The sequence below is a fragment of the Rouxiella sp. S1S-2 genome, from assembly GCF_009208105.1.
Lineage (GTDB): Bacteria > Pseudomonadota > Gammaproteobacteria > Enterobacterales > Enterobacteriaceae > Rouxiella.
Genome location: NZ_WFKL01000001.1, coordinates 1571964 through 1583546, shown reverse-complemented (window position 1 = coordinate 1583546; position 11583 = coordinate 1571964). Strand labels below are relative to the sequence as shown.

Here is an 11583-nt window from a genome sequence, read left to right as displayed (position 1 = left end):
TTGCGGTGCTTTTTATCTTCATCACGTTCGGCGCGATGGCAAAAGAAAGGATCCATTTAAAATCAGCGCTCGCGCACCCTGGCGGCTTTCACAGCCACAATAGATTCGCGGATACCGCAGAAACGCCGGATGAAAACATACGGGAAGACCATCACAAAACGGGTCACATTACATCCTGACAGCAAGCCTCAGAGCTAATAATCAACGGATAAAAAACCAGTCTTAAGGGTGAAGTAAAATCTTTACCCTAGTTTATAAACACGACCTTTCCCTGCAAGGCAGGATTATCACTCTCATCTTTGAGATTCACCCCAGACAGTTGGCGATGGAATGCCTGCTCCAGTAGCCAGGCGAGCTTAAACGCCGCCTGAGGATAGTCCAGCCCTTCGGGACGTACGTTTGAAATGCAATTTCTCTCTGACTCCATACGCCGAATGTGTGGCCCCCAAGTCATGTAGATGCCCAGGCTGTCGGGCGATGAAAGACCGGGACGCTCACCGATTAAAATAGCGACCGCTTTGGCTTTCATTGACTCGGCAATGTCATCACCCATCGCAACGCGAGACTGATGTGCCAATATCACCGGCCCTACCTTTAGGTTTAGCTGATCAAGATAAGGCAACACCGCCTTAATCAAGGGCACGGCCTGCCGGTGAACGGCCTTTGATGATAGACCATCAGCCACCACCAGCACTAAATCTGCCGGCTCATGAGGCAGGGACTGTAAAAAATCTCGACTGTCAGAGGACAGTCTGCGCCCCAGGTCAGGACGACAAAGGTAGGTAGTGCGATCGGCCGCCGCGCTTTCAACGCGCAGGGTCTTCAGGCCCAAGGCGTGAAGTTCAGGTTCTAGCTCCTCACTGTGAAAAGGCTGATGTACCGCGTCCCGCGCCTGTGCGTGAGCCAAACCAAAACGCAGAACTTCGTCGGTTGGCAAACTTGCACCCGTGCGGCCTAATGCAATTCTGGCCGCGGTAAATTTGCGCAATGTTTCCCACGGATTGGCATGCACCAACTGCAGCGCCTGCTTTTCTTCCTCTTTGCTCATTATTGGACTCCCAACTGCGGAAGTTGGCTGAGCAACGGGTGTGATGCCCGTGCATCTCGCAGCCTGCCTACCTCATCGATTATTTTCATTTTCTCGAGCCACACAGCAAACTCCGGCGCATGTTTCAGGCCCAGCAGCTCGCGAATGTACAGCGCATCGTGAAATGAAGTGCTCTGATAATTCAGCATAATGTCGTCGGCGCCGGGCACGCCAATCAGAAAAGTCAGACCCGCCGCGCCCAGTAGAGTCAGCAGGGTATCCATGTCGTCCTGATCCGCCTCGGCGTGGTTGGTATAACACACGTCGCAACCCAGCGGCACACCCAGCAGCTTGCCGCAAAAATGGTCTTCAAGACCGGCACGAATAATCTGCTTACCGTCGTAAAGATATTCCGGGCCGATAAAACCGACCACAGTGTTCACCAAAAGTGGCGAAAATCGACGAGCGATGGCGTAGGCGCGGGCTTCGCAGGTTTGCTGGTCAACGCCAAAATGCGCATTGGCCGAGAGACAGCTGCCCTGTCCGGTCTCAAAATACATCACGTCGTCACCCAGCGTGCCGCGCTTAAGGCTCAGCGCCGCCTGCTGTGCCTCTTCAAGCAGCGCCAGATTGATACCAAAACCGCTGTTGGCCGCCTCACTTCCCGCTATAGACTGAAACACCAGGTCCACCGGGGCACCACGTTCAATAAGCTTTATCGTATTGGTCACGTGGGTCAAAATGCACGACTGGGTCGGGATCTCAAAACGGCTAATGACGTCATCGAGCATGTAGTTGAGATTTTCCAGCAACGGCAGGCTGTCACTGGCCGGATTAATGCCAATGACCGCATCACCTGAGCCATAAAGCAACCCGTCCAGCATGCTGGCCGCGATGCCCTGTAGATTATCGGTTGGATGATTAGGCTGCAAACGCACACTCATGTGCCCAGGCAGTCCAATGGTGTTGCGAAAGCGGGTGATCACTCGGCATTTTTTCGCCACCAAAATCAGGTCCTGATTGCGCATCAGTTTGCTGACTGCCGCCGCCATCTCAGGGGTGATACCTTTCGCAACCCGCGCCAATGCCGCCGAGTCAGTTTTTTCGCTGAGCAACCAGTCTCTAAAATCACCTACGGTAAGATGCGATATTTCCTGAAAAGCCACGGCATCGTGGCTGTCAATAATCAGCCGCGTGACCTCGTCCTCTTCATAGGGAATAAGCACCTGCTGAAGAAAAACGTTTAGTGGCAATTCGGCCAGCGCCATTTTCGCCGCCATCCGCTCTTCTGCACTTTCGGCGGCAATCTCGGCCAGATAGTCACCAGACCGCGCTGGTGATGCCTTGGCCATCAGATCTCGTAAATCACGAAACCGATAGCTGCGATGACTTAAGGTGGTCTGGTACATAGCACTCCCTAAAAACCGTGAATTACCCCACTGCTTCATATACAGCGTAGCTATTTTTCACCACCCAAGCTGTGAGTCATGCTCGACTAAACTTTAGCCGTGCGGGCTACAAAAATAGCATTCCGTCAGAAACGGGACGTCATATGAAATTCAGATAACAAAAGAGAGTATTTTTCATAGGCATGAAATATCGTTCTGCTAGGATAATTCAGTCACGTTATGGAGAGACGACATGAAGCAGAAAAAAATTATCGAATGGATAAAGCAGGACGAGATGCGCATGCAGGCCTTGCAGGCCGCACAAACGCTGAACTTGAATGACTGGTGCCTCGCCGCTGGATTTGTGCGTAATCTGGTGTGGGATCGGCTACACGGACTTGCGCAAAACACTCCGCTTAATGATATTGATGTGATTTATTTCAACCCTGCCAACCTGAGTCCTGAAGCAGACCGCGAATATGAGCAACGGCTAAATGACTTGATCCCCCTGCCGTGGTCAGTGAAAAATCAGGCAAGAATGCACCTGAAATATGGTCGCGAGCCATATACGTCTAGCAGTGATGCCATCAGCTACTGGGTCGAGGTTGAAACCGCCATTGGGGTTAAACTCGACGCTAACAGTCAGTTGGAGCTGGTGGCTCCTTTAGGTATTGAAAGCCTGTTTGGTTACACCATCAGTGCCAATCCTAAGCATGGCCAGCCCGACGTGCTGCTTGCGCGAGCACGCGAAAAAGGCTGGATCCGCCGCTGGCCTGGCTTGAGCGTAAAAATTTAGGTCGAGTGAACGTTTAGGCCAACCCTTTCTCGCTTGTCGGTCAGTGCCTGTGCCTGCTGTTTTACCACCTGCCAAATGGCTAACGCAGCGGGCGTTAAAGAACGATTTTTTCTTTTCACCAACATCAATGCGCGGTTTACCTCGGGTAACAGCGGGCGAATCACCAACTGACTGCCAGAGGGAAGCGGCAGTGCCAGTGCGGGGAATATGCTGATGCCAATCCCCGCTTCCACCATTGGAAACAGCGTTGCTGGGTGGCCTATTTCCTGAATAACCTGAGTTTTTACTGAGAATTCCTCAAGCGCCTTGTCTATCAGTTGACGGCTTCCCGACGAGTAATCTTGCAGCACCAATCGAGCCTCATTCAATGCCGTCCAAGGCACGGAACTCATCTGTGCAAAAGGGTTATCCTCGCGGCACAGCAGCAGGAACGGCTCGTGCAGAATCACTTCCGTATCAAGGTCGGTGCTGTAGCCAGGATCGATGACAATGCCAAAATCCACCTCGGCGTTTCGCACGCTGTTTAATACCAACTGCTGTGATTGATCCCTGAGTAAAATCTGAATATCAGGAAACAGATCGCCACCGCTGGCGATACACTGCGGCATGAGATGGGCAGAAATAGTCTGACTTGAGGCTATGCGTACCCGACCGTTCTGCTCAGTGCCAAAACTGCGCGTGTCCAGCAGCATGGCGTGCAGTTCATCAAGCAGCGGCTCAACGCGGTTTGCCAATCGGCGCCCCGCATCGGTAAGCGCCACCTCTCGCGTGGTGCGGTCAAGCAGTCGCACGCCCATTTCTGACTCTAACTCTTTGATGCTGTGGCTAATTGCCGACTGTCCGAGGCCGATAACCTCGCCGGTGCGGCTAAAACTGCCGTAGCGGGCGACGGCGATAAATACCTTAAGCTGTTTGAGAGAATAATTCATGAAAAAAATTCATTAATGGATTAAATAAATCAATTTTATAATTCTACTCGAAAAGCACAAAATAGCCCCATTGATTACAAAATAATGAGACCGTTATGAAAGTCCTGCGTTTTTTGCCTGATACCTTTACCATGATGCTGGTAGCCACTGTTCTTCTGGCGACCTTCCTGCCAGCGCGCGGCATTTATATTACTGCCTTCAATGACCTGACGATTTTCGCCATCGGCCTGCTGTTCTTTATGCACGGTGCCAAACTGTCGCGCGCCGCAATACTTGAGGGCAGCAACAACTGGCGCCTGCATCTTTGGGTGATGTTCAGCACTTTCATCCTGTTCCCTATCCTTGGCCTGCTGTTCCAGTGGTGGCACCCGGTTGATGTCAGCCCGCAGATTTATTCTGGCTTCGTATACCTGTGCGTTTTGCCTGCCACCGTGCAGTCGGCGATTGCCTTTACCTCAATGGCAGGCGGCAACGTCGCGGCGGCCGTATGCAGCGCCTCGGCTTCTAGCCTGCTGGGTATTTTTGTTTCCCCACTGCTGGTGAGCATGCTGATGCACGTTCAGGGCGATACCGGCAATGGTCTGGAGCAGATGTGGCACATCATTCTGCAACTGCTGGTGCCGTTTATGGCCGGACACCTGCTGCGTCCGCTGATTGGCAAATTTGTCGATAAACATAAAAAGATGATCGGTAAAACTGACAGAACCTCGATTTTGCTGGTGGTTTACACCGCCTTCAGCGAAGCCGTAACGCAGGGGATCTGGCACAAAGTCGGTCTCGGTTCATTCGCATTTATCGTCGTAGTCTGCGTGATTCTGGTGGCGATCGTTATCGTATTTAACACCTACATGGCGCGCTGGATGGGCTTTAATAAGGCGGAGGAAATTACTATTGTCTTCTGCGGTTCTAAAAAGAGTCTGGCAAACGGTATTCCACTGGCCAACATTCTGTTCCCTGTCAGCGCGATTGGGATGATGGTGTTGCCGCTGATGATTTTCCATCAGGTTCAGCTGATGATCTGCGCCGTACTGGCAAAACGCTATCACAATAAGCAGGTAAAACTGGAAAATGAAAAGCGAGAAAAGAGCGATACTGCCGCGCCCGTTCAGGCAAAATTGAATTGATAGAGTGGGTTCAAAAACTAAAAAGCCGGTCAGTAAAATGACCGGCTTTTTTAATGGCGACGTCTTAAATTATTAACGAGTTACTCAGGGTGCGATTTATGACCACCGCGTTTGAGCGGCGTGAGCAAATCCTGCAGTCCTTCAATTTTAATCGCCAGCGCCATTTCCATCAGCATGCCAAGCTTCCCCTCGGGAAACTCACCTTTGCGGGCAAACCACAGCAAATACTCCTCCGGCAGGTCAATCAGCACTCTTCCCTGATATTTGCCAAACGGCATCACAGTATTGGCGATGTCGATTAAATTTTCTTTTTCCACTGTTGTTACCCCCCTTCGCTCTCTCCCAGCAAACGGATCATCTCTTCTTCATCGATAACCTGAATGCCCAGCTCAAGCGCTTTCGCCAACTTGGATCCCGCGGCTTCACCGGCGATCACCATATCGGTTTTTTTAGACACGCTGCCGGTCACTTTTGCGCCCAGCGCCGTTAAACGATCTTTTGCTTCATCGCGTGAGAGGATCGACAGCGAGCCGGTGAGCACCAGCACTTTGCCGGCAAACGGACTGTCGATTTCTTCCGCAATAATGACCTGCGGCGCAGGCCAGTGAACGAAAGTCAGAAGATCGTCAATCACCTTAATGTTGTGCTCTTCGGCCAGGAAGTTGACCACATGTTTTGCCACCACGTCACCCACGTCCTGCACCTGCTTAAGAGAATCAACGTCGGCGGCACGCAGAGCATCAATGCTGCCATAATGCGCCGCCAGATTCGCCGCGGTGGCTTCGCCAACCTCACGAATTCCCAACGCATACAGGAAACGAGCAAAGGTGGTTTCTTTGGCCTTATCTAGCGCCTTTGCCAGATTTTGTGCCGATTTTGGCCCCATTCTGTCCAGACCGGTCATAATACCGGCACTCAGGCGAAACAAATCAGCCGGCGTTTTGACATACTCTTTCTCAACCAGCTGGTCGATAATTTTATCGCCCATGCCGTCAACGTCCAGCGCGCGACGAGAGACAAAGTGTTTGAGCGCCTCTTTACGTTGCGCACCGCAGAACAGGCCACCGGTGCAACGCGCCACCGCCTCGCCTTCTACGCGCTCAACGTCGGAATTACACACCGGACAGTGCGTTGGGAACACGACTTCACGGGCGTCTTCAGGTCGCTGGTCAGCAATAATCCCTACCACCTGCGGAATAACATCACCGGCGCGGCGCACGACAACCGTGTCGCCAATGCGCAGACCCAGACGTTCAATCTCATCGGCGTTGTGCAGCGTGGCGTTACTGACCATGACGCCCGCCACCAGAACCGGTTCAAGACGCGCAACCGGTGTAATCGCCCCCGTACGCCCGACCTGAAACTCGACGTCTTTCACCTGCGTGATTTGCTCTTGGGCAGGAAACTTGAAAGCCGTGGCCCAGCGAGGTGCACGGGCGACAAAGCCCAGCGTCTCCTGCGTTTCAAGAGAATCAATTTTGACCACCACGCCATCTATGTCGAAACCGAGCTGCGCGCGGTCCTGCTCGACCTGGCGATAAAATGCCAGCACTTCATCACTGCCGGTGCAGAGTTTTACACGGTCGCTGACCGGCAATCCCCACTGTTTGAACTGCAGTAAACGCTGCAAATGGCTGGCAGGAAGTGTACCGCCCTCAAGTGCGCCAACGCCGTAACAGAAAAAGGTCAAAGGACGTTTGGCGGTGATACGTGGGTCAAGCTGACGCAGTGAACCGGCAGCGGCGTTGCGCGGATTGGCAAACACTTTTCCGCCCGTGCGGCGCGCTTCGTCATTCAGTGCTTCAAATCCAGGCTGAGGCATAAACACTTCACCGCGCACCTCGAGCCGTGCCGGGATATTGTCACCGGTCAAGCGCAGCGGAATAGCGCGAATAGTACGCACGTTCATGGTGATATTTTCGCCGGTCGTGCCGTCACCGCGCGTGGCGGCTTGCACCAGTTCGCCATTTTCATACAGCAGACTTACGGCCAGACCATCGAGTTTAAGCTCGCAGCAAAAAGTCAGCGCGGTAGAAATTTTAAGCCGGTCCTGAACGCGTTTATAAAACGACAGGAAACTTTCTTCATCAAAAACGTTGTCCAACGACAACATTGGCACCTGATGTTTGACCTGGTCAAAAGCTGAAAGTGGTGCGGCGCCCACGCGTTGGGTGGGTGAATCTGGGGTGATAAGCTCGGGATGTTGTTCTTCGAGTTGGCGAAGCGCGCGCATCAACCGGTCGTATTCGGCGTCGGGAACCTCGGGGGTGTCCAGCACGTGATACTGATATTCATGGTGACGCAGCTGACTGCGTAGTTGATTTATTTGTTGTTGAATTGTGGCCATAGCTCACCATCATGAAGATAAAAAACCCCCGACAGGCGGGGGTTAGTAAGAAGTTTGGCAAATTGTAGCGCATACATAGCGCGTTCGAAGAACTTAGGCAGTGGCTTCCAACACTTCACGGATGCGTGCTTTATACGTTTCGAGCTTCTGCGGCGTAATCATTCGACGCTCGTCGTCCCACACTACAGCCCCTACGTCGTCAGCAATGCGCTGAGCAGACTGAAGCAGCAGTTTGAAGTTCTGATGCGCATCACCAAAGCACGGCACCATCATAAAGAGCGTGATACCCGGCGTTGAGAAATCAGACATATTCTCTGGGTCGAATGAACCCGGCTTCACCATGTTAGCCAGGCTAAACAGCACAGGACCGCTGCCAGCAGGGCTTACGTGGCGATGGAAAATGTTCATCGCGCCAAACTGGAAACCAGCCTGCAATACGCTCTGCAACAATACTTCGCCACCGATTACGCCCCCCTGATGCGCTGCAACGTGCAACACAAGAACGGTTTCTTTCAGTTTTTCTTTAACCGGCAATGCCTCGGGCTCGGCGAGCTCGAAAGCCTGCGGTTCAGCGCGGGCAGCAGGCGCGGCGTCCGCGTGAATTTCGGCCGGAGGAACAGGCGCTGAATGTGCATGAGCATGTTGAGCGTCGTGATGATGCTCAACCGGCACTTCGCGGCGCGGCGCATGTACAGGCTCGGCAGCCGAATACCCGCTTAACAGCGGATCGTCTTGCTGAGCGGCAGAATGCGGCGGCTGAACCGGCGCCTGAGGAGGCACTGGTCGAGGCTGCGGTGCATGCTGCACGGGCTGCTGCTGAGGGGCAGGTGCCTGCGGTGCATGTTTTGGTTCAGCATGCATCGGGGCATATTTCTCAGCTTCGTCATAGCTTCCCAGAGAAGGTTCCTCATGAGGGTGGGCTGCACGCACACGCACTTCACCCACCCCATCAGCGAAATCTTCGCTCGGGGATTGCTCTCGTTCTTTTTTCACTCGTTTAGCTGGACGATCGCGAAAAAGCGAAGAGCGTTCTTTACGGCTGGTCCACAAACCGTGCAATAACAACGCAATTATGGCGATCGCACCAACAACGATTAATATCAGACGCAAGTCCTGCATCATTGCTATCTCTGTTGTTCTTTACCGATAAGGTAATTATTCATTGCCAACGCGGCAAACATTCACCTATCTAACTCTATTTGCCTGAGTTGATAAGTGCAAGTCTGGACACTGTTTTATACTAATAAACATGATTGTTGCATCCTGTTTGACTACTTTTCACTCAACAAGTGCCTAGTCAGTGCAAAATCATATCGATATGATAGCCCAGCCTATTCAATTTAGAGAGAAAATTTCTGTTATGTCGTCATCGGAAGCCAATGGTGTGCACTATTTCACGCAAGGATGGAAATTAATCTCCCTGCCGGGTATTCGTCGTTTTGTCATCATTCCGCTTATCGTCAATATTTTATTGATGGGTGGCGCCTTCTGGTGGCTGTTTACCAAGATGGGTCAGTGGATCCCGTCATTGATGTCACACGTGCCGCAGTGGCTGCGCTGGCTGGACTATCTCATCTGGCCGATTGCGGTCATTTCGGTTTTGCTGGTGTTCAGCTTTTTCTTCAGCACGCTAGCCAATTTGATTGCCGCGCCGTTTAGCGGCCTGTTGGCAGAACAGCTTGAGGCACGCCTGACCGGTAAAACGATCCCCGATGCCGGTATCTGGGGAATAATGAAAGACCTGCCGCGCATCATGAAACGCGAAATGCAAAAGCTTGCCTACTACCTGCCGCGCGCGCTGCTGTTGCTGATACTGCATTTTATTCCCGGCGTGGGGCAAACGCTGGCGCCTGTGCTGTGGTTCTTTTTCAGTGCCTGGATGTTGTCTATTCAGTATTGCGACTACCCTTTTGACAACCACAAGGTCAGTTTCGCCGACATGCGCCGCTCACTGGGTCGCAATAAAATCGACAACCTGCAGTTTGGCGCGCTGGTGAGCATATTTACGCTGGTGCCTGTCCTTAACTTACTTATTCTGCCGGTGGCCGTCTGTGGCGCTACCGCGATGTGGGTCGATCGTTATCGTCACCTCCACCTCGCCGAAACAGGCAGGCCTTAAGGCTTTTGTACTAGAATCAAAACATATTTCATATTCACATATCTTATACTAATTCTTTACTTCACTGGGGAGGGCGTTCGAGTATGCTTTTTACGTTTCCCTCGTAATTTCAAAACATTGTCCCCAAGAAACTTCGACATAAGGTTAAGGACAGGCTATGAGCAAGATCTTTGAAGATAATTCATTAACAATCGGCCATACGCCGCTGGTTCGCCTGAATCGTATTGGCAATGGTCGCATTCTGGCTAAGGTCGAATCACGCAATCCGAGCTTCAGTGTAAAAGACCGCATTGGCGCAAATATGATTTGGGAAGCTGAAAAAAGCGGCATTCTGACTAAAGACATCGAGCTGGTTGAACCGACTAGCGGAAATACCGGCATTGCGCTGGCCTACGTTGCCGCCGCACGCGGATACAAATTGACCCTGACCATGCCTGAAACCATGAGCGTGGAACGCCGCAAACTGCTTAAAGCGCTGGGCGCCAATCTGGTGTTGACAGAAGGTTCCAAGGGGATGAAAGGTGCTATCGCAAAGGCGGAAGAGATTCAGGCCAGTGATCCGGTGCGTTACCTCATTCTGCAGCAGTTCAGCAACCCGGCCAACCCGGCAGTTCACGAAAAAACCACCGGTCCTGAAATTTGGGAAGACACTGACGGTGACGTTGACGTGCTGATCGCGGGCGTAGGCACCGGCGGCACCATCACCGGTACCGGTCGTTATCTGAAAAGTAAAAAAAGCAGCGTGACGCTGGTTGCCGTCGAGCCTACCGATTCACCGGTTATCACCCAAACGTTGGCAGGTCAGGAAGTGAAGCCCGGCCCGCATAAAATTCAGGGCATTGGTGCCGGTTTTATTCCTGGCAACCTGGATTTAGAGCTGGTGGACCGCGTTGAGCTAATTACTAACGACGAATCTATCCAGTACGCACGTCGCCTAATGGAAGAAGAAGGCATTCTTGCCGGTATTTCTTCTGGTGCCGCCGTCGCCGCCGCCGTTAAATTGCAGCAGGAACCCGAGTTTGCCGACAAGACTATCGTGGTCATCCTGCCGTCCTCTGGCGAACGTTATTTAAGTACCGCACTGTTTGCAGATTTGTTTACGGAAAAAGAATTGCAACAATAATGCCACTTCGCTTCAACTGATTAAAAAAGCACCTTAACGGGTGCTTTTTTGTGGCCTACGTCAAAGTTTATAGCACTTCGTGATTGATTTTCACCGCTAGGTTTAGTATTTAACCCATCAATTATTTCGATGCGCAAAATTAATCGCCGAAAGAATTGCTGACTGCTGAATCGATTTACTAATTTGTTACAGCATAGTAAATGGCGGCATAATGGAAACGGAACGGAAAAAGCTTTTACGCAGAGTTAGCAGATTTATCGCTGCGTGCGAATTTTTGTTTTTTCTGTTGCATCGGAGCTTGCGCATGGTCAATAGTCAGGCGCTATCTCATAAGCTAAAGTGGAGTCCTTGGACTAGACTATAGCTCCACAACATTACTTTAAATTAAGTTGGGGAAACATCAATGTTCCAGCAAGAAGTTACTATTACTGCTCCAAATGGTCTGCATACTCGCCCTGCTGCACAGTTTGTCAAAGAAGCCAAAGGCTTCACTTCAGACATCACCGTGACCTCTAACGGTAAAAGCGCCAGCGCCAAGAGCCTGTTCAAACTGCAAACTTTGGGTCTGACTCAGGGTACTGTTGTTACTCTTTCCGCAGAAGGTGAAGACGAGCAGAAAGCCGTCGAACACTTGGTAAAACTGATGGCAGAGCTCGAGTAAGAAGCTTAGTCAGAGAGACTGTTATCAGGACGTTTTTACTCTCTAAGCCAATAACTTATATCCCGTAAT

General features: G+C 51.7%; 11 protein-coding genes. 5 read left to right on the top strand and 6 right to left on the bottom strand.

Features of this window, described 5'->3' with window-relative positions; genetic code table 11:
• Window positions 1-247: 247 nt before the first annotated feature.
• Both eutC and GA565_RS07300 read right to left on the bottom strand, forming a co-directional pair.
• Window positions 248-1048, bottom strand: a complete 801-nt coding sequence (gene eutC, locus GA565_RS07305; protein ID WP_152197933.1) for an ethanolamine ammonia-lyase subunit EutC — start codon at window positions 1046-1048, stop codon at window positions 248-250.
• Window positions 1048-2436 (bottom strand): ethanolamine ammonia-lyase subunit EutB, encoded by a 1389-nt coding sequence (locus GA565_RS07300; protein ID WP_152197932.1) that lies wholly within the window; start codon window positions 2434-2436, stop codon window positions 1048-1050. The genes eutC and GA565_RS07300 overlap by 1 nt, the downstream gene beginning before the upstream one ends.
• Before the next feature lie 232 nt (window positions 2437-2668).
• On the opposite strand from GA565_RS07300, the gene GA565_RS07295 reads away from it, so the two are divergent.
• Window positions 2669-3211, top strand: a complete 543-nt coding sequence (locus tag GA565_RS07295) for a nucleotidyltransferase family protein (RefSeq protein ID WP_084983221.1) — start codon at window positions 2669-2671, stop codon at window positions 3209-3211.
• Here the strand turns inward: GA565_RS07295 and GA565_RS07290 are convergent.
• On the bottom strand, window positions 3208-4140 hold the full coding sequence (locus tag GA565_RS07290) for a LysR family transcriptional regulator (protein ID WP_084983222.1): 933 nt from the start codon (window positions 4138-4140) through the stop codon (window positions 3208-3210). The genes GA565_RS07295 and GA565_RS07290 overlap by 4 nt on opposite strands.
• A 104-nt stretch (window positions 4141-4244) precedes the next feature.
• Here GA565_RS07290 and GA565_RS07285 point away from each other — a divergent pair, with 104 nt between their 5' ends.
• Window positions 4245-5264 carry a bile acid:sodium symporter family protein gene (locus GA565_RS07285; RefSeq protein WP_226951021.1) on the top strand — a complete coding sequence of 340 codons (1020 nt, stop codon included), beginning with the start codon at window positions 4245-4247 and terminating at the stop codon, window positions 5262-5264.
• 80 nt (window positions 5265-5344) lie between these two features.
• Here the strand turns inward: GA565_RS07285 and GA565_RS07280 are convergent, their stop codons facing one another.
• From GA565_RS07280 to zipA, 3 genes are all read right to left on the bottom strand, one after another.
• On the bottom strand, window positions 5345-5581 hold the full coding sequence (locus GA565_RS07280; RefSeq protein WP_152197930.1) for a DUF3820 family protein: 237 nt from the start codon (window positions 5579-5581) through the stop codon (window positions 5345-5347).
• Between the two features lie 5 nt (window positions 5582-5586).
• Window positions 5587-7611 carry an NAD-dependent DNA ligase LigA gene (gene ligA / locus GA565_RS07275; protein ID WP_152197929.1) on the bottom strand — a complete coding sequence of 675 codons (2025 nt, stop codon included), beginning with the start codon at window positions 7609-7611 and terminating at the stop codon, window positions 5587-5589.
• Window positions 7612-7704: 93 nt separating this feature from the next.
• A complete protein-coding gene (gene zipA / locus GA565_RS07270; protein WP_152197928.1) occupies window positions 7705-8733 on the bottom strand; it encodes a cell division protein ZipA in 1029 nt (342 codons plus the stop codon).
• A 238-nt stretch (window positions 8734-8971) separates the two neighbouring features.
• Here zipA and cysZ point away from each other — a divergent pair, with 238 nt between their 5' ends.
• The 3 genes from cysZ to ptsH all read left to right on the top strand — a co-directional run bounded on the left by cysZ (window position 8972) and on the right by ptsH (window position 11514).
• Window positions 8972-9730, top strand: a complete 759-nt coding sequence (cysZ, locus tag GA565_RS07265) for a sulfate transporter CysZ (RefSeq protein WP_152197927.1) — start codon at window positions 8972-8974, stop codon at window positions 9728-9730.
• 157 nt (window positions 9731-9887) lie between these two features.
• Window positions 9888-10853: a cysteine synthase A gene (gene cysK / locus GA565_RS07260; protein WP_055773836.1), complete on the top strand. Its 966-nt coding sequence runs from the start codon at window positions 9888-9890 to the stop codon at window positions 10851-10853.
• A 403-nt stretch (window positions 10854-11256) separates the two neighbouring features.
• Window positions 11257-11514 (top strand): phosphocarrier protein Hpr, encoded by a 258-nt coding sequence (ptsH, locus tag GA565_RS07255; RefSeq protein WP_003038086.1) that lies wholly within the window; start codon window positions 11257-11259, stop codon window positions 11512-11514.
• The last annotated feature ends 69 nt before the right edge of the window (window positions 11515-11583 follow it).